The sequence below is a fragment of the Wukongibacter baidiensis genome, from assembly GCF_050888315.1.
In the GTDB taxonomy this organism is placed as follows: Bacteria; Bacillota; Clostridia; order Peptostreptococcales; family Caminicellaceae; genus Wukongibacter; species Wukongibacter baidiensis.
In genome coordinates this window covers 2775318-2800968 of sequence record NZ_CP138202.1, presented here as the reverse complement: position 1 = coordinate 2800968, position 25651 = coordinate 2775318, and the positions used below count along the sequence as shown (strand labels likewise).

Below are 25651 nucleotides of genomic sequence, written 5' to 3'. Positions count from 1 at the left end.
AAATACCTTATACTGAAGAATAAATGAAATCATGAATCCCAATAATTAAGAGTTAGGTTATGAACCTTAAGACTTCTAAGAGATAATATCTCATAGAAGTTTTTTTTGAATAGAGAATAAATGTAAGACTTGAAATAGAAATCATAGAGCTTATCATAATTATTTTTATTAGGTCCCCAAATACAATATTTGTAACGAATACTATAACTGTAGAAATTATAGTATCAGGATAAAGGAGGATTGATATTGTAATAAAATTTGCAATTAGGCATTTCAAAAGTAAATCATTTTGTTATTTAAAAAAAGCTAAACTAAAAGAGGCTATATATGGTTAAGATTAAAGATGTTTATAGTACTTTTTATAAAGATAAGCAAGATAATTGTCAAATTTATCAAGTTGAAATTTAATCCTATTTTGGATAAAATAATTAACTGAGAATGAAAATCGTTATTGAGGTGAAGACTGCATGAAGATTTCAAGAAGAGATTTCCTAAAATGGTGTACAGCATCGGCTGTTGCACTAGGAGTAAGTAAATTTGAGTTAGATAAATTAGAGAGTGTAGTTATGGCAGCGGAATCAACTCCACCGGTTATATGGCTTCAGGGATCTGGATGCTCAGGTTGCTCTATTTCACTAATGAACTCCATACGTGAAACAACGATTGATGATTTATTAATTAATAAAGTAAGTATGAAATATCATTCTAACCTAATGGCAGCAGCCGGGGACTTAGCCATATCGGCTATAGATGAGACTTCTTCCCAGTATAATGGGCAATTTATATTAGTAGTTGAAGGCGGCATTCCTACTGATAACAATGGTACATATTGCATTATAGGTGAAAAGAATGGGCAGCCATGGACAATGCTTGATGCTGTACAGGAATTAGCAGCTAAAGCAAAACATATTATAGCTGCAGGAACCTGTGCCTCCTACGGCGGTATTCCAAAGGCTGGGAGCAATCCAACAGGTGTGGTTAGACTCTATGACCTTCTGGGACGTAAACTTCAAAGTAAAGTAGTGAATCTTCCTGGGTGTCCAATTCATCCATATACATTAACAAAAACTATAATAGATTTATTGCTATACGGTATGCCAAGGACTGACAAAGAAGGAAAACCAGTAGCATTTTACAAGGAAAAGGTACATGCAAACTGTCCACGAAGAGGTACATCTAAAGCAAAAGAACTTGGTGTCGAAGGTTGTTATAATGGCTTGGGATGCTTTGGTCCTAATACTTCTAATGATTGTCCAAACCGAAAATGGAATAATGAAGTTAATTGGTGCATTGAAGCTGGACATATGTGTATTGGATGCGCTACTAGAGAATTTGGCAATGAATCATTCTATAAGTTTGATTAAGCCGCAAGTCCTAAAGAATGTTTATATACAATAGTGTAAATCAAGAATGCAGAAGAAAGTGATTTTACAAGACTCAGCACAATTAGTATTAATAAGACTAACATTGAAGTAAATGATTTGAATAGTCATTACCTCCTAAAAGTAAGTAAAATACAACAAAAATAATTATACTTGCATCTTTAATGTAATATGATGTGTAAAAAAAAACAAAAATATACCATGGGAGGGTTAGGGAAAATGAAAATATCAAGAAGAGATTTCCTAAAATGGTGTACAGCATCGGCTGCTGCACTAGGAGTAAGTAAATTTGAATTAGACAAATTAGAGAGTGTGGTTATGGCAGCAGAATCAACTCCACCTGTTATATGGCTTCAGGGGTCTGGATGCTCAGGCTGTTCTATATCGCTAATGAACACAGTACGTGAGACAACGATTGATAATTTATTAATTAACAAAATAAGTATGAAATACCATCATAATCTAATGACAGCGGCCGGTGACTTGGCTATATCGGCTATGGATGAGACGGTTTCACAGTATAATGGACAGTTTATTTTAGTAGTTGAAGGAGCTGTCCCTACCGGTAACGGTGGGATATATTGTGTTTTAGGCGAAAAAGATGGAAAGCCATGGACAATGCTTGATGCAGTAAAAGAGATAGGGCCAAAGGCTAAATATGTTATAGCAGCAGGAACTTGCGCTTCATTTGGCGGAATTCCAAAGGTAGGACCAAATCCTACTGGTGTAAAGAGATTGGATAAAGATATATTAAGAGACAAAACAAAAAATGAGATAATCAATCTTCCGGGTTGTCCGGTCCATCCTTATACTATAACAAAGACTATTATTGATCTACTACTTTATGGAATGCCAAGGATCGACAGTTATGGAAGACCAGAAGAATTTTATGATCAAGAAATACACAAGATATGTCCCTTTAGGGGAGATGACGAAGTTAAAAAACTTGAAATAAAAGGCTGTTATAAAGAGCTAGGTTGTAAAGGCCCAGAGACTAATAATAATTGCCCTACTAGAAAGTGGAATAATAAGGTGAATTGGTGTATTGAAGCAGGGCACTTGTGTATAGGATGTGCAGATCAAGACTTTGGTAAAGAGCGTTTTTATAAATTTACAGAAGTAAAGTAAATATGATTCGATAGATGAGGGGAAATTGTATAATTCTAACTTGGCTGGGTTGCATAATAAATATGGTATAGCTCTGGTGCTTCGAAGACTATATATGGTAGGAAGTCTTTTAGGACGGTAATTATGCAATTTGCTCAGATAAGAATAAAACTTAGTAAATTAAGAAGGAGCGTTGTAAAACATGGCAACTAAAATTAAAATAGATCCAGTTACTAGACTTGAAGGACACTTAAAAATCGAAGTTGAAGTAGATAGTAGTAATAAAGTTATTGATGCCCATAGCACAGGAAACCTATTTAGGGGTTTTGAGAAGATATTGGTAGGGAGAGATCCTAGGGATGCAATACATATAACCCAGAGAATATGCGGTCTTTGCCCTGTGAGTCATAGCGTAGCTTCGGTAAAGGCTATAGAAGACTCTTTCGGCTATACCCCTTCATTTAATGCTATGCTTCTAAGAAATCTTATTCTTGGTGGAAATTATTTATCAGATCACATTTTACACTTTTATCATCTAGCATTATTAGATTATGCTAAGGGTCCTCAGCAAAGCCCTTGGACACCAGGCTATGATGTTGACTATAGATTAAGTAGTTCTGAAAATAGTGGACTAATAAATAACTACATAAAGGCACTAGAAATAAGGAGAAAAGCCCATGAAATGACGGCTATCTTTTCAGGGAAAATTCCTCACGTTATGTCAATAGCTCCTGGTGGAGTTACTAATAAACCTACAAGTTCTGATATATCTAATTTTAAAAGTTATTTAAGTGAAGTAAAGTCATTTATAGACAATGAATACATGGACGACCTGAACTTTATAGCTGACAAATATAGTGATTACTATAATATTGGGCAGGGCTGTGGCAATCTGCTTACATATGGAGTATTCGATATTGATACGAAGGGAAATACCTTATTTAAATCTGGTATATACAAGGGTGGATCATACGGCTCAATTAATATGTCAAAGATAAAGGAGTATGCAAAATACTCATGGTATACCAATGATTCTGGAAATAGACATCCAAGCAGTGGTAAAACTAATCCTAACTATGGTAAAAGTGGTGCCTACTCATGGTTAAAGGCTCCAAGGTACGATGGAGATGTATACGAAGTAGGACCACTAGCAAGAATGTTCATGAATAAAGAATACACAAATGGTATTTCCGTTATGGACAGACATATGGCAAGGGGACTTGAAACTAAAAAGTTAGCATCAGAAATGTTCAATTGGATTAATTCAGTGTCAACAACAAGTGCTTATACACAGTTAGCCCTTCCGTCATCAGGAACAGGCGTAGGGCTGACAGAAGCTCCTAGAGGAGCCTTGGGCCATTGGTTAAATTTCAGTGAAAAGGATTTAAATAATTATCAAGTACTTACACCTACTTGCTGGAATGTTTCACCAAGGGATGACTTTAATCAAATGGGAGCCCTAGAGCAGGCACTAATAGGTGTAACAATACAGGATGTAAACCAGCCAATTGAGCTACTTAGAATAGTTCATTCATTTGACCCTTGTACAGGCTGTTCTATACATGTAATAGATCCTGAGAAAAACATAAAAGCAAAGTTTGTAGTATCTACACCTAATCCGAAGGGCGCATTCTAATGAAAAAAATAGCTGTAGTAGGAATTGGAAACCTGCTCTTGAGAGATGACGGAATAGGAGTCCATGTGATTAATGAACTACTAAGGAAAAATATAGAGGATGAAATCGAACTAATAGATGGAGGAACCTCCATATTTGATTTATTAGATGTGTTCGTAAAGAATGATAAAGTAATAATAATTGACAGTTTAAAGGGAGGGCATCTACCAGGGACTATTTATAAAGTCCCTCCCAAAGAATTAGGAAGCTATATCAAGGCCAATTCTTCATTACATGATGTTCAGGTATTAGATATTATCAGATCTGCAAACCTAATGGGATACTATCCCAACGTGATTATTATAGGAATTGAACCAGAAGAAATATATTATGACATGGATTTATCTAGTACACTGAAAGATCAAATACCTAGGATAATCAAGGTTGTAGAAGAAGAAATCGACAAAGAAATAGGTGAGCTAAGTGCATGAAGTTTCTATAGTGGGTGAGATCTTTGAAATCGTTAAGGAGAATATTATAACCTACAATCTAAAAAAAGTAGAAAAGGTAGTCTTAAAAATTGGAGAGTTTACCTGTGTAGAGGAGGGGGCCTTAAGGTTTGCATTTGAGGCCTTTACAAAGGACACTGAGGCAGAAGAAGCAGAGCTTATTATAGATAGAGTAGAAGCTAGTGCTAAATGTAATAATTGTGAAAACACCTTTAAGGTGACTTTTACAAACAAGATATGTCCCAAGTGTAGCACCTTTAGCAATGCTATAGTTACGGGATATGAGCTACTACTACATGAAATAGAGGGTGAATAAAGTGAAGCAAATATTAGTCAAAAAGAACATATTAAAAACCAACGATGAAATAGCTAAGCAGAATAGAGAGACTTTTAAAGAAAAGGGGATTTTTACAATTAATATGTTAGGGTCCCCAGGAGCTGGAAAGACGTCAGTACTGGAGCAGATCATTAAAAGCCTAAAGGACAAAGTTAAATTAGCAGTAATAGAAGGCGATCTCTATACTACTAAGGATGCCGACAGAATAGAAAGCCACGGTATAGATGTTCTTCAGGTAAATACAGGTGGTGCCTGCCATCTTGATGCTCCAATGATAAAGGAAGCCATGGATCATATAGATATCGAGGATATAGACTTTCTGGTTATTGAGAATGTAGGAAATCTAGTTTGCCCTGCATCCTATGATTTGAGTGAAGATATTAAAGTAACTGTTTTAAGTATAACTGAGGGAAATGATAAACCCTTAAAATATCCATCTATGTTCCAAAGATCAGAAGTACTTATAGTTAATAAGATGGATTTAATAGATTATACAAACTTTTCAATGGATGAACTGTATGAAGATGTAAAATCCTTAAATGAGGATATAAAAATATTTGAAGTATCCTGTACCACTGGAAAAGGTATAGGGGAACTTGCAGAATTTTTAAAGGAAAAAATTGATGAAAAGAGGAGGAATTCATAATGCCAAGTTTAGGATTACCTGAATTAATAATTATTCTTTTTATAGCACTTATAATCTTTGGACCAAAGAAGCTTCCAGAAATGGGAAGAGCTATAGGAACTTCTATTAAAGAGTTCAAGAAGGCTACAAAAGAAATGATGAAGGATGAAGAGTAAGGAATACAGGGGTGAGATAAATGCCTAATGAACTACATGAAATGGATATACTAGAACACTTAGATGAATTTAGAAAGAGAATAATAGTATGTATTATATTTACAGTAATCTTTTCAATGCTAGCATATATAAAATCAACTGAAATTACAGCTTTATTGAAATCGCCACTGGGAGGAGATATAGACCTAGTTTTTATTAATCCTGTAGAGGGTTTTCTAACTAAGCTAAAGGTAGCTGCCTTTGGAGGAATGGTGTTAGCCTCTCCAGTAATGTTTTTTCAGACCCTGCGATTTATCTCACCTGGCTTATATAAGAGAGAGAAAGTTCTTTTATTCTTAAGCCTGCCCTTTATCGTAGCTTTGTTCTTTGGCGGAATATATTTTTGCTTTAGGTTCATTTTACCAACTACATTAAAGTATCTTATGAGCTTTGGTAACGAACACATGCAGCCTATGCTTTCCGTAGGAAAATATTTTTCCTTTGTTATCATGCTCACTATTACCATTGGCGCCATCTTTGAACTGCCGATGGTGATGCTATTACTTTCTAAGTTTGGAATAATCAACTATAAAGTATTGGCTAAAAAGAGAAAGTATGTCTTGTTTATGATAGTTGTGGTAACAGCAATTTTAACTCCAACTCCCGATGCATTTACACTTTTAGCAGTTTCAATACCACTAGTTTTATTATTCGAAATAAGTTTGGGACTAATGTTTGTATATCATAGATTTATTAGACGTAGAGGAGATGAAGATGAGGAAGCTGTCTAGAAAATATGTAGTAGTAGAAGGAATAGTTCAAGGAGTAGGATTTAGACCCTTTGTATATAACATTGCAATTAGAAATGACCTAAAGGGGTGGGTTAAAAATACTTCGGAAGGTGTTTTTATAGATATTGAAGGAGAAGAAAGATCTATAAGCAGCTTCTTAGAAGAGCTAGAAGATAAAGCACCACCCCTTTCTCAAATAGAAAGAATAACCGTGGAGGATAGGGACCTAAAGCATTATGATGATTTTGTCATAGAGAAGAGTAAGGATAATCAAAATGCCATAACCTTAATATCTCCCGATGTGGCAACCTGTAGGGACTGTGAAGAAGATATTAAAGATAAGAATAACCGTAGACACAAATATCCCTTCACAAATTGCACAAACTGTGGACCTAGGTTTTCTATTATAAAGAAGCTGCCCTATGATAGGCCAATGACAACGATGAAGGACTTTGAGATGTGTAGGGAATGTAACGAAGAATATGAAAATCCAATGAATAGAAGGTTCCACGCTCAGCCGAATGCCTGTGGTGATTGCGGGCCTAGGGTATGGCTAACCGACAGCTGTGGAAATGAAATTGATATGGAGGAGCCTATAGTAGAAGCTATCAAGCTAATAAAAGAAGGTAGGATTATAGGAATCAAAGGATTAGGTGGATTTCATCTTGTATGTGATGGAATGAATCATAAGGCTATAGAGACACTGAGAAACAGAAAGGCTAGGCCGGCAAAGCCCCTGGCTCTTATGATAAGGGATATAGAAACTGTAAAGAAAATTTGCTATTTAAGCGGTATGGAAGAAGACATTCTTACGGGAATTAGAAAGCCAATACTACTTTTAGATAAAAAGGTTTCTTCTTTACCAGATAATATAGCTCCAAACAATAATAAGTTAGGAGTTATGCTCCCCTATACCCCCTTACATTATCTATTATTTGATAATGAGCTAGATGTATTAGTTATGACCAGTGCAAATGTAAGTGGGCTACCAATAGTGTATAAGAATGATGAGGCCGTGGAAAAGTTAAAGGGAATTGTGGATAATTTCCTGCTTCATGATAGAGAAATCCACATCCCAGTTGATGATTCCGTAGCAAAGGTAGTATTAGATAAGGAATGTTTAATTAGAAGATCAAGGGGATATGCCCCTGTTCCGGTAAAGATAGCAGGTATAGAAGATACCTTAGCTTGTGGATCAAGTCTGAAAAATACATTTTGCATATCAAAAAGAGAATCAGCATTTCTAAGTCAGCATATGGGAGACATAGACAATATAGAAACCTATGAAAACTTCGAGGAAAATATTAAACATTTTAAAACTATTTATCAGGTTGAGCCAAAACTTATAGCCCATGATATGCATCCAGATTTTCTATCGACGGAGTTTGCCGAGCAAAAAACCGCTGAAAAATTTCCTATACAGCATCATCACGCCCATATAGCAAGTTGTATGGTAGACAATGAGCTCAGTGAAAAAGTAATAGGACTAGCCTTTGACGGTACAGGACTGGGGACTGACGGTAAAATTTGGGGAGGCGAATTTCTAGTTTGTGATCTTACAGAGTTTGAAAGGGTAGGGCATTTAGATTATGTAAAAATGCCCGGTGGTGATGCAGCCGTGAAGGAACCATGGAGAATGGCTGTAAGCTTTTTGTATAAAGTATATGAAGAAGGTATAGATAAAGATATCCTCAATCATATAGAAAATAAAAAGATAAAAAATGTAATGTCCATGATAAAACATAACATTAATTGTCCTGAAACATCAAGTATGGGAAGATTCTTTGATGCCGTATCAGGGCTGTTGGGTCTAAAGACAAGAATAACCTTTGAAGGTGAGGCAGCTATCTATTTAGAAGCTGTTGCAGATAAGAAAGAGGTAGGAAAATATAATTATCATATTGAAAATCTAGATGAAAAATATGTAGTAAATACAGGTGAAATCATTAAGAGCCTTTTAAAAGACATTGAAAATAATCTTGGCAAGGGTATTATATCAAGGCGTTTCCACAATACCGTTATTGCCTTTTCTATAGATATGTGTAAATTGATACGCAGTAAAACCAATATAAATTCAGTGGCTTTAAGCGGTGGAGTATTCCAAAATGAAATTATATTGAAGGGGATATACGAAGGCCTTGTAGGTGAAGGGTTCTCAGTGTATACCCACGGTCAGATTCCTTGTAACGATGGAGGAATAGCAATAGGACAATTAGTGATTGCCAATAATCAATTTAAAAGGAGGAGCAACTAATGTGTGTAGCAGTTCCAGTTGAAGTGATAGAGATTATAGATTCTGAAGCCTTAGTGAATTTTGGTGGAGTTAAAAAGATGGTGAATATAGATTTGATACATGACTTAAAGGTCGGAGACTACGTGCTTCTTCATGCAGGCTGTGCAATGCAAAAGCTAGATAAGGAAGAAGCAGAAAAGACCCTAGAGATTTTTAGAGAGTTAGCAAATAGTTAATTTAATATAATTAGGAGCGATAGCGACATGAAATATGTAAAGGAATTTAGAAATTCTGGATTAGTTAAAGAGATGCTTAATAAAATAGATGGGCTTACTGATAAAGAAGTTACGATTATGGAGGTGTGCGGAACCCATACCATGTCTATCTTTAGAAGCGGGATAAGGGACCTATTACCTTCAAATATTAAGCTTATTTCAGGTCCTGGATGTCCCGTATGTGTTACATCACAGAGCTATATAGATACGGTAATAGAATTATCTAAAAGAGAAGATGTAATTATAACAACCTTTGGAGATATGCTGAAGGTTCCAGGAAATAAGAGTTCATTGCAGAAGGAAAAGGCCCTAGGAAGGGATATAAGAATGGTGTACTCACCACTGGATGCGGTGAAGATTGCGAAGGAAAATATTGATAAGCAAGTAGTTTTTCTTGGTGTAGGTTTTGAGACTACTGCTCCAACTATAGCTTTGAGTGTCAAGATTGCACACCAAGAGGGAATAGAGAATTATTCTGTGCTTCAATCGATAAAAACTATGCCCACAACAATGAGGCAGCTGGTTTTAGATGATGAAATCCAAATTGATGGATTTATCTGTCCGGGGCATGTAAGTACAGTTATCGGATCTAAACCCTATGAATTTTTAGCCGAGGAGTTCAAAATACCAGCAGTGGTAGCTGGCTTTGAGTCTGGAGACATTGTATTGGCTTTATATAATCTTTTAGAGATGATAGAGAAGAACGTCTACGAAGTTAAAAATGTATATGAAAGACTTGTAAGATATGAAGGGAATACAAAGGCCCTATCAAGTATGGATGAAATATTTGAGGTTACTAGTAGTGATTGGCGTGGTTTAGGAAAAATAGATGGAACTGGCTTAAGATTAAGGGAAGAGTTTAATTTTTATGATGTAGAGAAGAAACTAAGTATAAAAATGCTTGAGGATAAACCTAAAAAGGGTTGTATGTGTGGAGAAATACTTAAGGGGAAAAAGAATCCCCTTGATTGTAAGTTGTTTTCCAAAACTTGTACACCTTTAAACCCAATAGGAGCATGCATGGTATCAGAAGAAGGAACCTGTGCGGCATATTATAAATATAAAATATAGCATTGGTAAATCATATTTTCGATTTTTATAGAACTTAGGGAGTTTTGATATTTCATTTGAGTGATTTTTATTAGCCTGTTTTATCCTTCAAGAATATAAAGAAAAACAGGCTGATTGCATGAACGAAAAGGAAATATCAAAGCTCCCGGCGATAGGAAGTAGAACAATAGGCGAAGTTACTTTTAAAGATAAAAAAGCAAAGAAGGAGTGTAACTATGGATATTATTACCTTATCCCATGGAAGTGGTGGTAAGCTTACCCATAAATTGATAGATGACATATTCTACAAATATTTTAATAATGACATTTTGCTTCAAGGAAACGATTCTTCTGTTTTACCAGAGCCAAAGGGAAGAATTGCTGTAACCACAGATTCCTTTGTAATAACACCAATCTTCTTTGAAGGTGGGGATATAGGAAAGTTATCGGTTTGTGGAACCGTTAATGATTTAGCTATGAGTGGTGCAAAACCCCTATATATAACCGTAGGTTTTATAATAGAAGAAGGCTTTGAAATTGAAAATCTTGAGAAAATAGTGAAGTCAATTGCAGAAACTGCTAAGGAAGCCGGTGTAAAGATAGTAGCCGGTGATACAAAGGTTGTGGAAAAGGGAAGTGCAGACAAGATTTACATTAATACAACGGGTATAGGTATAATTGAAGACGAGAAATATTTGAGTGGAGAAAATCTTAAGGATGGAGATAAGGTAATAGTAAGTGGAACCCTTGGAGACCATGGTGTGTGCATAATGTCTGGACGAAAGAACCTAGAGTTTGATGTTTCAGTTGAAAGTGACTGTGGGCTTTTAAACAAGCTTATTGAAAATGCATTGGAAATAAGTAATAATGTAAGAGTATTAAGGGACCCTACAAGGGGTGGTTTGGCGACTACATTAAATGAACTTTCTAAGCAAGGAAAAAAGAGTATCATGCTCTATGAAGAGGCTATACCGGTTAAGGATGAAGTTATGAGTATGTGTGAGATATTGGGACTAGACCCTCTATATGTAGCTAATGAAGGTAAAGTTGTATTAATAGTAGCATCAGAGGATGCCGATAGAGTATTAGAAAGCATGAGGAAAGACCCCATGGGTAAGGATGCTAGAATCATTGGAGAAGTAGTAGATGATGGTAGAGAAAGGGTTTACCTAAAAACAGATATCGGAGGTACTAGGGTATTAAACATGCCTGCCGGTGAACTGCTTCCTCGAATTTGTTAGGAGTAAGCCTTAACAAACTTTGATTTAAAGAGAGGTGTTTTGAGTGGAGATTAATTTGTTGATGACATTAATTATAGGTTTTACTTTGGGCATTAAGCACTCTTTAGAGCCCGATCATGTTATAGCAGTATCTACAATTGTTAGTAAGACAAAGAAATTATGGTCATCATGCGTAGTGGGAATATTTTGGGGCATAGGACATACTCTGACATTATTTGTCGTTGGAATGATATTCATTTTTATGAAAAAGGAGATTCCTGTCGAGCTAGCCTTGACCCTAGAATTTGCAGTTGGAATACTACTTGTTTATCTTGGCATAACAAGTTTTCTGTTTCCAGAGAGAAAGAATGTTCATAGTCATGAGCACGAGCATAATGGAGATGTTCACAACCATTATCATTCCCATGATAAAGAACTAGAGCATAAACACTCACATAATAAAATGACCCATATAAAATCAATGTTTATTGGGCTAGTTCATGGTTTATCGGGAAGTGCTGCTATGATCTTACTTACCATGAGTACCGTAAAGAACTATTTACAAGCAGGTATATATATTACTATTTTCGGTATTGGAACAGTAATGGGTATGATGATATGTACTTTCTTAATAGGAATTCCCTTTGCTGCAAGTTCTAATAACGAAAGATTTAACTTGATCTTTACTCGGGTTGCAGGTCTTATAAGCACAGCTTTTGGACTGTATTATATGTTTGATCTAGGAATAAATGAAGGATTATTTAAGATTTGGATGAAATAAATCTCTATATATAGAGATTCCAGTCAAAACTTTAATTTATACATATCAAAAATCCTTAGAAACATCGGATATTTTGATATGCATAAATTAAGATTTACTTGGAACTCTCTATAATAAGAAAAGGCGACTCTTGAGTGTGTAGAAATAGAGTCGTCTTTTTTATTGAAGTCATTTTTCGAAGAAAAATCTGACCAAAACGAAGGGGTTCGATGCCCCTGAGTTTTTATTATGTATTATTACAAATTATCAGCCTTTTGTTGTTCATCTTTAAACTCTTGCATTTGCTTTAAAAAGTTTATTTGAGTTTCAGTTTTACCAACATAATTTGGTGTAGTATTACTTTGGGAATCCATTTGTCCCCCTTGGGATTTCATTTCTTCAAAGGCTTTGTTATCCAATTCTATGGCTGAACCACATATGGGGCAAACAAGCACTTTCTTTGAACCATATGGAATGACGGGAATAAAAAATAGGGTGAACCATCTAGTGTATTTACGTAATTCCCAATTTGAAATGTTATGGCAGTGATCACAGTAGTTTTCCTTTTGCGGACCATAATTTTTTACAGTTCTACGTCCCAAACCAATTATTATCATAAAGACCTCCTGAATTCCATGCTATAGAAAATTATAACAGTTTTAAAATTTAATTACAACATTCAATGTTATAGTACTTTAAAGTGACCCTAAAGAGGACTTAATGATGAAGATTAACATGAACTTCTTAAAGCTTAAAGTTAAACCTAAGGTTAAGCTAAAACTAAACCAAATTTTTCATATAATTATCAAAAAAGATGTTGATTTTCATTAAAGATAGGTATATATTATTATATAGATGAACATATGAACAATAATTCACATGAACATGTATAATAATTTAAAGAGGTGATTAAATGTCTAACAATAGTTCAAATAAAGAAGCTTGTAATTGTAACATCATCCATGAAGATGTTGTCAATAGAGTAAAAGCAAACATGCCTATGGAAGAAAAGCTATATGATCTAGCTGATTTATTTAAAGTATTTGGAGATACAACGAGGATAAAGATAATATACTCTTTATTTCAAGAAGAAATGTGCGTGTGTGATATAGCTGCAACCTTAGGAATGTCACATTCTGCAATATCACATCAGTTAAGGGTGCTTAAAGCAGCAGCCCTTGTAAAACACAGAAGAGAAGGTAAAGTGGTTTACTATTCACTTGATGATGAACATGTTAAAAATATTTTTGACCAAGGATTTAGTCATATAAGTCATAAGTAGAAAATCTTAGAGCATCTGATAATCTTATTTTGCTCAGATGCTAATTTTAGCTTTTTTAAGGGGGGCATAGAATATGTCAAGTAGTGCAAAGATCGAATTGTTATTAGAAGGATTAAATTGTGCAAACTGTACTAATAAAATAGAAAGAAAGGCCAAAGAATTAGACGGAATTAAAGCAGTCGCTGTAAACTTCGTTACTAAAACACTATCATTTGAGATAGATGATATGAGTAAGAAGGACGTTTTTATAAAGCATGTGAAGGATGCAGTAAATAAATACGAACCCGGTGTAGTTGTTACGGAGAAATCAAATAATAAAGTATCTAAAAAGGTATTAATTTTAAAGGGTCATGTGTGTGCAGGCTGTTCTCCAAAGATTGAAGGCAAAATTATGAAACTAGAAGGTGTTAAGAAAGCTTCCATCGATCTTATATCAGGAAAGTTGATTATAGAGGGGAATAAGAGAAATTTAGCAGAGATAACGGAAGAAGCAATCAAAATTGTAAAGAAAATTGAACCAGGTGTAGAGGTAATAGAAGAGAACAAAGTGAGTGATAAAAAACATAGCCGTGGACAGTGCTGTGGACAACATAATCATGGACAGGGTTGTGGACATAGCCATGATCACGGACATGACCATGACCATAGTCACGACCACGGACATGGTCATGACCACAGCCATGATCACAGTGCTAGTAAGCAAGAACTGATAAAATTAGGAATAGGAGCAGCATTATTTGCGACTGGTATAATCTTTAAGTTCTCCGATATGGTTGAGTTCATTCTGTTCTTTGTCAGTTATATTCTAGTAGGTGGAGAAGTGCTCTTAAGAGCTGGAAGAAATATATTAAGGGGACAGATATTTGACGAAAACTTCTTAATGGCTATAGCAACCGTTGGTGCCTTTGCAATTGGAGAATTTCCTGAGGGCGCAGGGGTTATGATATTTTATCAAGTAGGAGAATTTGTGCAAGGTCTAGCAGTTAATCGTTCAAGAGCGTCAATTGCAGAACTTATGGATATAAGACCAGACTATGCAAACTTAAAAGTAGGAAATGATCTAAAGAAAGTATCACCAGAAGAAGTAGAGATTGAAGATATAATAGTAGTAAAACCTGGGGAAAAAGTTCCTCTAGATGGAATAGTTATCGAAGGATCATCTACCCTAGATACATCGGCACTTACAGGCGAGTCTCTTCCAAGAGATGTCATGGTGGGAAGTGAAGTACTAGGTGGTTTTATAAATAAGAACGGACTTCTAACTATCAAAGTTACTAAGGACTTTAGTGAGTCCACTGTGTCTAAAATATTGGACTTAGTTCAAAATGCCAGCAGTAAAAAGGCTAAAATTGAAAACTTTATAACAAAGTTTGCAAGATATTATACACCTGTTGTAGTTTTTAGTGCTTTGGCTTTAGCTGTTATTCCTCCATTAGTTATAGATGGTGCTACATTCTCTGAGTGGTTCTATAGAGCTCTTATATTCTTGGTAGTATCTTGCCCATGTGCACTAGTAATATCCATTCCACTTGGATTCTTCGGAGGTATTGGTGGAGCATCAAAGAATGGAATACTTGTAAAGGGTGGTAACTACTTAGAGGCTCTTGATAATGTAGATACAGTGGTATTTGACAAAACTGGAACATTGACAAAGGGAGTATTTAAAGTAACTAAGATTGAGACAAAGGGAAATATATCAAAGGAAGAGCTACTAGAGTTTGCAGCCCACGCTGAAAGCTATTCTAACCATCCGATTGCTACCTCAATCTTAAAGGAATATGGAAAAGAGATCAATAAGGATGACATAAAGTCTTATGATGAAGTATCGGGCCATGGGATAAAGGCGACAGTAAAGGGAAAAGAAGTTTTAGCAGGAAACGATAAGTTAATGAAACAAGAAAATATAGAATTTGATAATGTTGAGGCAACTGGAACAATAATTCATATAGTAGTAGGAAAAGAATATGCAGGGTATATTGTTATTTCCGATGAAATCAAGGAAGACTCAGAAAAGGCTATAAGAGAGCTTAAGGCAATCGGAGTTAATAAAACTGTAATGCTTACTGGTGATAATAAACATGTTGCAGAAAAGGTGGCTGAAAAGCTTGGTCTAGATAAAGTATACTCAGAGCTTTTACCACACCATAAAGTAGAAAAGGTAGAAATGATAGATAAAGAAAAGAAATCAAAAGGAAAGCTTGTATTTGTTGGAGACGGTATTAATGATGCACCGGTTCTTGCGAGGGCGGATATAGGAGTTGCCATGGGTGCCCTTGGTTCAGATGCAGCAATTGAAGCGGCAGATGTTGTGCTTATGACTGACGAACCAGCTAAATTAGTTAGTGCAATAAAGATAGCAAAGAGAACAAAGGTAATAGTATGGCAAAATATCGTATTTGCATTAGGGGTAAAGGGAATTGTAATGATTCTCGGTGCTATAGGTATAGCAACGATGTGGGCAGCAGTATTTGCCGATGTTGGGGTAGCATTAATAGCCGTATTGAATTCGATGAGAGTACTGAACGTAAAAAACATTTAGTTAAATGAGCAAATTGCATAATTACCGTCTTAAAAAACTTACTACTATATATAGTCTTAAAAGCCCTACAGCTATACCATATTTATTATGCAATTGTGCCAAATTAGAATTATGCAATTTCCTCAAATAGATAAAACTCAAGGATGTATTTTAAATATGTCCTTGAGTTTTTATTAATTTTGTATGTTAGTTAAAATAATTCTTAAAGCAATTGCATATGGCCGTCTAGTTTCTTTATAGAAACTAAGAATATAATGTTTCTATAAGGTTATCAAAATTTTTATCCTTAGTTAAGCCTTGCTCTAATAATATTTCCATGGTTTCCTCTGAAGACCTTGACATTTCGTAGCAAGATTCCATAAGTTCATTTAGACCAGCCTTCTCCAATACTGGTTCCAAAACCTCTAATTCTTCCTTATTAAAGTTCTCACTCACTATACCATCATTCTCAAAGGTATATCTTGAAGTAATAAATACGGCAGAACCATCGGCAGTATCTACTATTGTGAATAGGAAATCATCTTTATTCATAGTTGGTCATCTCCTTAAATAATAAATTTGTTATTGAGTATTTTGTGACTGCAATAAATATTAAGACTTTGTTCGGGTTTAAATATATATATGTCCAGTTATTCGATTTTTTATGATATAATTTTTGAATCGGGAGGGGATTATTTTATGTTACGTTTCCATATCTTATCAAACAATCATGCCTCAAAGGAAGAGCTTTTGACAGAGCATGGATTATCTGTATTAGTTGAGACAGATGAGAAAAAGATTCTTTTCGATACAGGTGAAAGTGACATTTTTCTTCATAATTCTAAGAAAATGGGGCATGATATAAATTCTGTAGATTATATTGTTTTAAGTCATGGACATTATGATCACACTACAGGCTTGAAGTGCTTTAACTTTGATGACTCTAGTGCCAATTTATGTATTCATCCAGGAGCGTTGAAGGAGAAGTATAAGGTTATAAACGATGAGGAAAAGTATATAGGTATACCATGGGGATTAGATGATATAAACATAAAAGAAGAAAGAATCGTTTTTAACCCTAAGTTAAAACATTTAACAGAAAATATCATGGCTATAAGTGAAATACCTAGGATAACTGATTTTGAAGAAATACCTAAACACTTCAAGATTAAGGAGAAGGATGAATTAAAAGATGATACTTTTTTAGATGAACAGATGCTAGTTGTAAAAACTGAAAAGGGTATAGTTATACTTTTAGGATGTAGCCATCCAGGAGTTATAAATTGTATAAAGCATGCTATGCAGTTAACCGATGAAAGTAGAGTAAGGGCAGTAATTGGTGGGATGCATTTGAAAGAAGCCTCTACCAGCCAACTACATAAAACCATTGAGTCTTTAAAAGACATGGGAATCGATAAGGTCTTTCCCATGCATTGTACTGGAACTGAATCAATGATAGAGATGAAAAAGATTTTAAAAGATATATGTATTCTATGCAACGCAGGAGATACTATAGAAATATAACCTCAGACTATGAATCTTTGGCCATAGATAAGGGGGAGATTTATATAGATATACAGGAAATAGTAGATAAGAAAAGAGGTTTTACTAACACAGAACGTAAAAGAGCAGTAGAATACCTTATGTGGTATACCTGTTGTTATAGAAAGGAACAGCTTGATAAGCTATCCGATGAACTTATTGCTAAAATGGTGCAAGATACGAGAAAACTGACTAACAAGGAGAGCAAATAATCCTAGAAATATCATTTAGATGTTATAAAAAATATACTAGAGAAAGAACGTGATAAAAAATGAATAAGCTAAGGAAATTTTTTAGTAAATATCGAGTCCTTTTGTTTTCTATTATTGCAATAGCCTTGCCAGCTATTGGTGAAATGAGTTTGAATACATTACTTGGCGTAGCCGACACAGTGATGATAAGCCGCTTTGTAGGATCAGAGGCTTTAGCTGCTGTAGGTTTTGCAAATCAGATAATTTTTACATTGATTTTCATATTTTCATCATTTAATACTGGTGCTACTGCAATGATATCAAGGTCCTATGGAGAAAAGGACTACGATAAGCTAAATATAATTGCAGGACAAGCCGTATCAATCAATTTAATTATAGGAATCATAATAACCATTTTAGCAGCAATATTTGCAAAGCAGATTTTCCAAATCTATGATATGACAGATGAAGTGTTTAATCTAGCTTTAACGTATTTTTATATCATTGTAATTGGAATGATCTTTATGTTTTTATCCTTCTCTTATGCAGCAATTCTAAGGGGATCTGGAGATACAGTTACACCTATGGTAATCACTGGTATAGCCAACATTCTAAATATATTTGGAAACTATGTATTGATTACTGGATGGGGGCCTTTTCCGGAAATGGGAATTGCAGGTGCAGCGTGGTCGACGACAATTTCTAGAATGATAGGTATGGCTCTATATACATATATATTATTTATTAGAAAAGCACGTGTCCGAATAAAAATAAAGAATATGAGAATTACTGAAAGCATATTGAGACCACTACTAAAAATAAGCTTACCAGGTGGAGTTGAGCAGGCCTTAATGCAAACTTCCTTTGTTGTTGTAGGTGTTATAATATCACAATTGGAAACAAATTCTGAAGCGGCATTCCGTATACTGCTTAATATTGAATCAATATCCTTTATGCCCGCCGTTGGATTGTCAATTGCGGCTGCTACCTTGGTAGGAAAAGCTCTAGGGGAAAAGGACATTGAAAAAGCTGAACATACAGGATATACTGCTGCCATACTAGGCGTCCTATGGGGAGTAATTATGGGATTGATTTTCTTCATCTTCCCAAAGGGACTGTTAGGTATGTTTACAACGGAAATGGATATCATTCTACTTTCATTGACAACAATGTATTTTATGGGTATTAACCAGCCATTTTTAAACTTTATGATTGTAATGTCCGGTGCACTTAGGGGAGCAGGAGATACAAGAAGTGTTATGGTTATAACAGCACTTAGGTTATGGGTATTATTTGTTCCTCTATCATATCTGTTCATCATAACCCTAAAGCAGGGAGTAATTGGATTATGGTATGGAGAAATAATTTCTTTTATGGTTTTCTGTGTTATAATTTTCATGAGATTTAGAAGTAAAAAATGGACAAAGATTAGATTGGATTCTTAAATAAAAGTTTGGAGAAAGTCTTTTTTATAGAGGCTTTCTTTTTTTGTGTAAGAAATATAGTGAAAATAAGGTATTTAAGATTTATTTATAAAAGATTCAAAAAATTTAAAAAACTTTTCTTTGGAAAGAAGGTTTTTACGAAAAAGGGTAGAATTAATGTAACAAGAAAATGTAACTGGTTACATTTAGCGAAAAGTTCTAGAATGTAGTTAAGTAGCATAATATGATTATAACTTGGTTATTATAAACCACATTTTTTTTCGTTTGGATGTAAATGGTTACATAATTAAATGTGAAAGGAGAATGAAAATGTCAAAAGAGCAAAGCTTGACTAATCACGATGATTACGCCTTAGAACCAGTACCGGAGAGTGAAAGACGTGGACTTTTTTCAATGTCCATGGTGATGTTAGGGTTTACCTTCTTTGCTGCAAGTATGTGGACTGGGGGAACATTAGGTCAGGGGTTTAAATTATGGCCTGACCTGATTATAGTTGTTTTGTTCGGAAACTTAATCTTAGGTGTATACGGTGCTTTCTTAGGTTATGCAGCTTCCACTACAAATCTATCTACCCATATATTAGCGAGATATGCCTTTGGTAGAGTAGGATCAAAGCTGCCATCCTTTATGTTGGCCTTTACACAGATTGGTTGGTTTGGTGTTGGTGTGGCAATGTTTGCCTACCCCATTAATAAATTTACTGGAATGCCAATGCCGATTTTAATTATAATCGGCGGAGCTTTAATGACGGCGACGGTGGTAATAGGTATCAAAGCTATTGAAAAGATCAGTATGATAGCAGTTCCTGCCATTATTTTATTAGGATGTATGTCTGTTGGAAAAGCAATCATTGATAATGGAGGATTGCAACCTTTATTAGCTGTAGAACCAACAGAAAGGCTAACCGTTGCAGTAGGAGTAGCCCTGGCGGTAGGATCATTTATTAGTGGAGGTACTTTGACACCTGATTTCGTGAGATTTGCAAAGACTAAAAAGACAGGTGTTACTGCAACTATAATAGGTTTTACCTTTGGAAACAGTTTGATGTTTATATTTGGAGCAATAGGTGCCATTGCAACAGGACTTTCAGATATTGCAGAAGTTTTAGCTGTTCAAGGGTTATTAGGCGCAGGGATTGCATTATTAGCTCTAAATATCTGGACAACAAATGATAATGCACTTTATGCAGCGGGATTAGGATTAGCAAATATTACAGGACTTCAAAGAAAACATCTGACTATATTTGCAGGAGCTATAGGAACAATTTTTGCAGTATATCTTTATAACAATTTCGTTGGTTGGTTAACCTTTTTAAGTGTTTCACTACCACCAATCGGAGGGATAATAATAGGTGATTTCTTTATTAAAAATAAAGGGCAGTATGCTTCACCTAAAGAACACGATTTTAAAGAAATAAACTGGGCTGCCATCATAGCATGGATCGTTGCAATAGCTGTATCGAAGCTTTCCCCAGAAACCGGTATATTAAGTATAGCGCCTTTAAATGCAATTATTACAGCTGCATTAATCCATGTTCTTGCCGATAGGATGATCAATAAATAGCTGTATAAAAAATTCCATAGATAAACATATATTTTATAAGGGGGAAAATTATGATGGACTTGATTATTAGAAGAGCAAAGCTTAGAAAGCAAACGGAATTGATGGATATAGGGATAAGGAACGGAAAAATAGCTGTCATTGAAAAAAGTATAGAAGCTAAAGTTGAGAAGGAAATAGATGCTAAGGGAAATCTAGTTACACCTCCATTTTGTGACCCACATCTCCATTTAGATGCGGTATTGAGTGTAGGTGATCCGAGATATAATATGTCAGGGACATTATTAGAAGGAATTCAAATATGGGGAGAAAGAAAGCCCAATCTCACTAAAGAGATAATAAAAAGGAATGCTATAAAGGCTATAAAATGGGAAGTTGCAAATGGAACACTTAAGATTAGAACCCATGCAGATGTATGTGATCCGAGGCTATTAGGGGTAGAAGCCCTTTTAGAAGTAAGGGAAGAAATGAAGGATTTAGTTGATTTACAAATAGTGGCTTTTCCTCAGGATGGCATTTTTGCCTTCAAGGATGGTGAGAAGCTTATTGAAGAAGCATTAAAAATGGGCGTAGATGTAGTTGGTGGAATTCCACATAATGAATTAACTAGGGAGGACGGCGTAAGAGATATAGAATATGTATTTGAACTAGCGAAAAAGTATAACTGCTTAATAGATGTTCATTGTGATGAAACTGGAGATGATCAATCTAGATTTGTAGAGGTCATGGCTAAGCTGACTATTGATAACGATATGTATGGAAGGGTTACTGCCAGCCACACAACAGCAATGCATAATTATAATAATGATTATGCTTTCAAGCTTATAGGAATTTTAAAGAGAGCGGATATCAATATGATAACGAATCCCTTTGATAATTCTGTACTTCAAAATAGAACTGATGGCTATCCACGGAAGAGAGGTCACACTAGGGTAGATGAGATGTTGAGGCGTGGTGTAAATGTATGTATAGGTCATGATTCAATAATGGACCCTTGGTACCCACTTGGCAAAGGAAGTATGCTTCAAGCAGCAAATTTACTCTTACACTATTCTCACTTAAGTGGCTATGATGAAATATATGAATTATATGATATGATAACGAACTACTCAGCGAAGGCGTTAAACATTCAAGATGATTACGGAATTGAGGTAGGAAAAACAGCTGATATGATAATATTGAATGCTGATGATGAGATGGATGCTATACGATTATTATCAGAATGCCTATATGTAATTAGAAAAGGGAATGTAGTTGCAACTACTAAACCGGCTAAAAGTGAAGTAATCTTTGATGGAATTACGGAGTACATTGACTTTCTTGTTTAGATTTAGGAAAAAAGAAATTCAAAGAGAGGGACGGAATGTCCCTTTTTTAATGATATAATATAAGAAAAAAATGTAAAGGGTTACTTTGGGAGAGGTGTAGACATGGCAAATATTCGACAAGTGGCAAAACAAGCTGGAGTATCTGTTGCTACTGTTTCTAGAGTACTAAATCATCCAGAGGCAGTATCTATTAAAACTAAAGAAAAAGTACTAGCTGTCATGGAAGAAATGAATTATACACCCAATGGTATTGCACGAAGCTTAGCTCTGAATAGAACGAGTACAATAGCCTTATTGATTCCCAATATATTAAATCCTCTTTACCCTCAGGTAGCTAAAGGAATAGAAGATGTAGCCCATCAAAAAGGTTATAACCTTCTTTTGTGTAATACGGAAGAGGATGAGGAAAAGGAAAAAGAGTATATTGAAATGCTTCTAGAAAAAAGGGTAGATGGATTTATTCTTATTTCAAGCTTTTTAGAAAGACAGGACATTGATAAAATTAAAAACCGAAATACTTCCATTGTAATGATAGGCAGCTGCAAGGAAAACATAGATGTAGACATAGTATATACTGATTATTTAAAGGGTGCTTATCAAGCAACTCAGCATCTCATAGATTTAGGATATAAGAGGATTGCCCATATTTCAGGACCTTTAAAGGGTATGGAAAGCAGAGAAAAATTAATGGGATATGAAAGGGCATTGAAGGAAATAGAAATTAATACTTCTGAAGACTATATAGTTGAAGGAGACAACGAAATTGAGGGAGGATATTTAGCTGCAAAACAATTGTTACAATTAGAGAAACCTCCCAAGGCAATTTTTGCTGCTAACGATTTAATGGCAATAGGTGCAATAGATGCCATTAAGGACTCCGGTCTTAAAATTCCCGATGATATAGCTATAGTCGGATTCGATAACATTAGAATGTCTGCCTTAGTAGAGCCTAAGTTGACAACAATATCTCAACCCGTATATAAGATGGGTCTGATTGCTGCACGACTTTTGGTGGATAACATAGAAAATGGTGATGAGGAAGAGTTTAAACAAAGAATATTTTTGCAGCCTAAACTTAAGGTTAGAAAATCCTGTGGACACGAGGATAGAATAAGAGAGATTTTTAACTAAGGGGGGATGGATATGGATTTATCAGTAGAATTTATGGGATTGAAATTAAAAAGTCCAATTATAGTTGCTGCTGGGCCCTTGACCTCAAGTGGAGAAATGATGAGAAAAGCTGTAGAAGCAGGCGCAGGAGCAGTAGTTACGAAAACCATTGCAAATGAAGTTAGATCCAATGTTCGCCCTAGATTAGTAAAAAGTCCACTTGGTATGCAAAATATTGAACTGTATAGCGAATATAGCTTAGAGGAATGGGAAAATGAAATTGCCTATGCTAAAGAGCATGGAGCTATTGTTATTGCCAATATCTTAGCCCATTCTCCTTCAGAAATGGCATATATAGCAAGAAGAGTAGAAAAATTTGGTGCCGATGCAATTGAACTTGGGATCTCTTCACCCCATGGCGAAGGCATCGAGGTTTTAGGTGCTGACTCAAAAGCATTATATAGGTTTACAAAAAGCGTTGTTGATAATGTCAAGATTCCAGTAATGGTTAAACTATCGTCAAATGTAACCAACTTAGCTAAATTAGCTAATGCAGCTGAAATGGCTGGAGCTTCTGCAGTTAGTGGTATTGATACCGTAAGATCAATAATTGGAGTGGATATAGAGAAAAAAGAATCCTTACTTCCAACCTATGGAGGCTACTCCGGTGAAGCAATCAGACCAATTGGATTAGGAGCAGTAGCAACTATTTCACAGGCTATAGGTATCCATGTATCTGGGATAGGGGGAATATCAGATTATAGACATATACTTGAGTATATTATGTTAGGTGCAACTACTATTCAGATGTGTACTTCTATAATTTTAAATGGATTTGAGCATATAAATAATGTTTTAAAGGATTTAGAGGAGTGGATGTCTAGAAGAGGACATTATAGCCTAGAAGAATTAAGGGGAACAGCTTTATCATCGTTAAAATCCTTTGAGGAAATAAAGCTAGAGCCATACATAGCTAAAGCAAATAAGGACTGTTTGGATTTTAATTGCAATAAATGTATTAGAGGTTGTATATATGGAGCTATTGAAAAAAATGATACTAAAGTTATTGTAGATGAGTATAGATGTACAGGATGTGGCCTTTGTGTTAGCCTATGTCCAGATAAAAAATTAAAATTGACATGGAAAGAATTTTAGAATATAAAGGGAACTTTTTAATTCAGATGGAGTAGGATCTCCATCTGAATTAATTTCTACAGGCCTAAAGGAATAAAGGTTTTTAAATCATATACATGGTATTCAATAGGTAAAGAATCCGTTACAATCTTACCTTGAATTTTATTATTGTTTTCAATTCTAGATTTTAAGCTTTGGAAATCTACATCGGAAAGGACAACATCACCTTGAGCTTGATCGGAGTCATTAATAACCAAGCCTTGGTTTCCACTTGAATGGCATGTTAGATAAATAGAACCCTGATCATCTAACATCACATTACCCAGAATATTTTTTGTCTCACTAATAACCTTACCATGAAATAAACTACCATCGTCTAATAATAAATATCCATTCATCTTTTTACCTCCTCTTATTCTTGTCTCGCTGAACAAATTTAATAAAATTAATTAATATGCATATAAATGTATAAATATACATCTTTTTAAAATTATAACACATTTCATGATATTTTCAAGGGTTATTGAAAAATTTAAAAAAATTTATATAAAATGTAGCAATCAAAGAAAATATATTAAATAAATATAGATATTTGGACAAATTAAATATATTATAATGATAAAGAAAATTTGGAGCTAGAAATATTACCGATACACTATAAAGATTCCAGTCAAAAGTTTAATTTATACACATCAAAAATCCCCAGAAATATCGGATATTTTGATATGTAATAAATTAAGATTTACTTAGAACTCTTTATATTGGGTTTAGAAGGAGGAAGTTGCTGTGAATAAAAACACAAGAATAATGGTTGTTGATGATGATGAAAATATTGCTGAGTTAATCTCGCTTTACCTCAATAGAGAAGGTTATGAAACAAAGGAATACTATAGTGGTATAGAGGCATTAAAGGAATTTACATCCTTTACACCGGATTTAGTTATCCTTGATATTATGCTTCCGGAAATGGATGGATATGAAGTTTGTACAGAGATTAGGAAGAAAAGTTCAGCTCCAATTATAATGCTCACAGCAAAGGGAGAAACCTTTGATAAGGTCTTAGGCTTAGAGCTGGGTGCCGATGACTATGTTGTTAAACCCTTTGATTCTAAAGAATTACTAGCTAGAGTAAAGGCTGTACTTAGAAGATATAAATCTAAAAACACAGGAAGTAAACAACTAGTCATTCCTAACCTAACCGTAGATTTAAATGACTATTCAATAACATATCATGGGAAAAGATTGGAAATACCTCCAAAGGAGTTAGAACTCTTATACTTTTTAGCTTCTAGTCCAAATCAAGTATTTACTAGAGATCAGATACTTGATAATGTTTGGGGATACGATTATGTCGGTGAAACAAGAACCGTTGATGTTCATATAAAAAGACTTAGGGCAAAATTAGATGGAGAGGATCCTTGGGAAATAAAAACGGTGTGGAGTGTAGGATATAAATTTACATTAGATTAATGGGGTGACGTT

Annotated in this window: 26 protein-coding genes; 23 read left to right on the top strand and 3 right to left on the bottom strand. The window is 34.8% G+C overall.

Annotated elements, in window-relative coordinates:
- The first annotated feature begins 467 nt into the window (after positions 1 to 467).
- From R9X47_RS12655 to R9X47_RS12595, 13 genes are all read left to right on the top strand, one after another.
- Positions 468 to 1364, top strand: a complete 897-nt coding sequence (locus R9X47_RS12655; RefSeq protein WP_432667245.1) for a hydrogenase small subunit — start codon at positions 468 to 470, stop codon at positions 1362 to 1364.
- Positions 1365 to 1601: 237 nt separating this feature from the next.
- Positions 1602 to 2510: a hydrogenase small subunit gene (locus R9X47_RS12650; RefSeq protein WP_432667244.1), complete on the top strand. Its 909-nt coding sequence runs from the start codon at positions 1602 to 1604 to the stop codon at positions 2508 to 2510.
- Between the two features lie 181 nt (positions 2511 to 2691).
- Positions 2692 to 4125 (top strand): nickel-dependent hydrogenase large subunit, encoded by a 1434-nt coding sequence (locus R9X47_RS12645; protein WP_432667243.1) that lies wholly within the window; start codon positions 2692 to 2694, stop codon positions 4123 to 4125.
- Positions 4125 to 4595, top strand: coding sequence for a hydrogenase maturation protease (locus R9X47_RS12640; RefSeq protein WP_432667242.1), 471 nt, complete (start codon positions 4125 to 4127; stop codon positions 4593 to 4595). Before R9X47_RS12645 ends, R9X47_RS12640 begins: the two co-directional genes overlap by 1 nt.
- Positions 4588 to 4929, top strand: a complete 342-nt coding sequence (hypA, locus tag R9X47_RS12635; RefSeq protein WP_432667241.1) for a hydrogenase maturation nickel metallochaperone HypA — start codon at positions 4588 to 4590, stop codon at positions 4927 to 4929. Before R9X47_RS12640 ends, hypA begins: the two co-directional genes overlap by 8 nt.
- 1 nt (position 4930) lies before the next feature.
- Positions 4931 to 5596: a hydrogenase nickel incorporation protein HypB gene (gene hypB, locus R9X47_RS12630; protein WP_432667240.1), complete on the top strand. Its 666-nt coding sequence runs from the start codon at positions 4931 to 4933 to the stop codon at positions 5594 to 5596.
- Positions 5596 to 5751 (top strand): twin-arginine translocase TatA/TatE family subunit, encoded by a 156-nt coding sequence (tatA, locus tag R9X47_RS12625; protein ID WP_432667239.1) that lies wholly within the window; start codon positions 5596 to 5598, stop codon positions 5749 to 5751. The genes hypB and tatA overlap by 1 nt, the downstream gene beginning before the upstream one ends.
- Before the next feature lie 20 nt (positions 5752 to 5771).
- Entirely contained in the window at positions 5772 to 6521 is a 750-nt protein-coding gene (tatC, locus tag R9X47_RS12620; RefSeq protein WP_432667238.1) for a twin-arginine translocase subunit TatC, read from the top strand.
- Positions 6505 to 8775: a carbamoyltransferase HypF gene (hypF, locus tag R9X47_RS12615; protein ID WP_432667237.1), complete on the top strand. Its 2271-nt coding sequence runs from the start codon at positions 6505 to 6507 to the stop codon at positions 8773 to 8775. Before tatC ends, hypF begins: the two co-directional genes overlap by 17 nt.
- On the top strand, positions 8775 to 8990 hold the full coding sequence (locus tag R9X47_RS12610; RefSeq protein WP_432667236.1) for a HypC/HybG/HupF family hydrogenase formation chaperone: 216 nt from the start codon (positions 8775 to 8777) through the stop codon (positions 8988 to 8990). The genes hypF and R9X47_RS12610 overlap by 1 nt, the downstream gene beginning before the upstream one ends.
- 27 nt (positions 8991 to 9017) lie before the next feature.
- Positions 9018 to 10100 carry a hydrogenase formation protein HypD gene (gene hypD, locus R9X47_RS12605; protein WP_432667235.1) on the top strand — a complete coding sequence of 361 codons (1083 nt, stop codon included), beginning with the start codon at positions 9018 to 9020 and terminating at the stop codon, positions 10098 to 10100.
- A 215-nt stretch (positions 10101 to 10315) separates the two neighbouring features.
- On the top strand, positions 10316 to 11320 hold the full coding sequence (hypE, locus tag R9X47_RS12600) for a hydrogenase expression/formation protein HypE (RefSeq protein WP_432667234.1): 1005 nt from the start codon (positions 10316 to 10318) through the stop codon (positions 11318 to 11320).
- Positions 11321 to 11363: 43 nt separating this feature from the next.
- The gene (locus R9X47_RS12595; RefSeq protein ID WP_432667233.1) at positions 11364 to 12080 is read left to right on the top strand and encodes a sulfite exporter TauE/SafE family protein; all 717 of its coding nucleotides are present in this window, start codon (positions 11364 to 11366) and stop codon (positions 12078 to 12080) included.
- 236 nt (positions 12081 to 12316) lie between these two features.
- On the opposite strand, the gene R9X47_RS12590 is transcribed toward R9X47_RS12595, so the two are convergent.
- Positions 12317 to 12676, bottom strand: coding sequence for a zinc ribbon domain-containing protein (locus R9X47_RS12590; RefSeq protein WP_432667232.1), 360 nt, complete (start codon positions 12674 to 12676; stop codon positions 12317 to 12319).
- 296 nt (positions 12677 to 12972) lie between these two features.
- Here R9X47_RS12590 and R9X47_RS12585 point away from each other — a divergent pair, with 296 nt between their 5' ends.
- Together R9X47_RS12585 and R9X47_RS12580 are read left to right on the top strand one after the other, a co-directional pair.
- The gene (locus R9X47_RS12585; protein ID WP_432667231.1) at positions 12973 to 13341 is read left to right on the top strand and encodes an ArsR/SmtB family transcription factor; all 369 of its coding nucleotides are present in this window, start codon (positions 12973 to 12975) and stop codon (positions 13339 to 13341) included.
- A 73-nt stretch (positions 13342 to 13414) separates the two neighbouring features.
- Complete coding sequence (locus R9X47_RS12580; protein ID WP_432667230.1) at positions 13415 to 15880, top strand: heavy metal translocating P-type ATPase; 2466 nt, start codon at positions 13415 to 13417, stop codon at positions 15878 to 15880.
- 243 nt (positions 15881 to 16123) lie between these two features.
- On the opposite strand, the gene R9X47_RS12575 is transcribed toward R9X47_RS12580, so the two are convergent.
- The gene (locus tag R9X47_RS12575; RefSeq protein ID WP_432667229.1) at positions 16124 to 16411 is read right to left on the bottom strand and encodes a hypothetical protein; all 288 of its coding nucleotides are present in this window, start codon (positions 16409 to 16411) and stop codon (positions 16124 to 16126) included.
- Positions 16412 to 16558: 147 nt separating this feature from the next.
- On the opposite strand from R9X47_RS12575, the gene R9X47_RS12570 reads away from it, so the two are divergent.
- The 7 genes from R9X47_RS12570 (at position 16559) to R9X47_RS12540 (ending at position 24190) form a co-directional block, all read left to right on the top strand.
- Positions 16559 to 17383, top strand: a complete 825-nt coding sequence (locus R9X47_RS12570; RefSeq protein WP_432667228.1) for an MBL fold metallo-hydrolase — start codon at positions 16559 to 16561, stop codon at positions 17381 to 17383.
- Positions 17353 to 17613, top strand: a complete 261-nt coding sequence (locus tag R9X47_RS12565; protein ID WP_432667227.1) for a hypothetical protein — start codon at positions 17353 to 17355, stop codon at positions 17611 to 17613. The genes R9X47_RS12570 and R9X47_RS12565 overlap by 31 nt, the downstream gene beginning before the upstream one ends.
- 59 nt (positions 17614 to 17672) lie before the next feature.
- A complete protein-coding gene (locus R9X47_RS12560) occupies positions 17673 to 19037 on the top strand; it encodes an MATE family efflux transporter (RefSeq protein ID WP_432667226.1) in 1365 nt (454 codons plus the stop codon).
- 309 nt (positions 19038 to 19346) lie between these two features.
- On the top strand, positions 19347 to 20600 hold the full coding sequence (codB, locus tag R9X47_RS12555) for a cytosine permease (RefSeq protein ID WP_432667225.1): 1254 nt from the start codon (positions 19347 to 19349) through the stop codon (positions 20598 to 20600).
- Between the two features lie 59 nt (positions 20601 to 20659).
- Entirely contained in the window at positions 20660 to 21925 is a 1266-nt protein-coding gene (gene codA, locus R9X47_RS12550) for a cytosine deaminase (protein WP_432667630.1), read from the top strand.
- Between the two features lie 102 nt (positions 21926 to 22027).
- Positions 22028 to 23056, top strand: a complete 1029-nt coding sequence (locus tag R9X47_RS12545) for a LacI family DNA-binding transcriptional regulator (protein ID WP_432667223.1) — start codon at positions 22028 to 22030, stop codon at positions 23054 to 23056.
- Positions 23057 to 23068: 12 nt separating this feature from the next.
- Complete coding sequence (locus R9X47_RS12540; protein ID WP_432667222.1) at positions 23069 to 24190, top strand: tRNA-dihydrouridine synthase; 1122 nt, start codon at positions 23069 to 23071, stop codon at positions 24188 to 24190.
- A 56-nt stretch (positions 24191 to 24246) separates the two neighbouring features.
- On the opposite strand, the gene R9X47_RS12535 is transcribed toward R9X47_RS12540, so the two are convergent.
- Positions 24247 to 24567: a hypothetical protein gene (locus R9X47_RS12535; RefSeq protein ID WP_432667221.1), complete on the bottom strand. Its 321-nt coding sequence runs from the start codon at positions 24565 to 24567 to the stop codon at positions 24247 to 24249.
- Between the two features lie 388 nt (positions 24568 to 24955).
- Between R9X47_RS12535 and R9X47_RS12530 the strand changes: the two genes are divergently transcribed.
- A complete protein-coding gene (locus R9X47_RS12530; RefSeq protein WP_432667220.1) occupies positions 24956 to 25639 on the top strand; it encodes a response regulator in 684 nt (227 codons plus the stop codon).
- Positions 25640 to 25651: the final 12 nt, after the last annotated feature.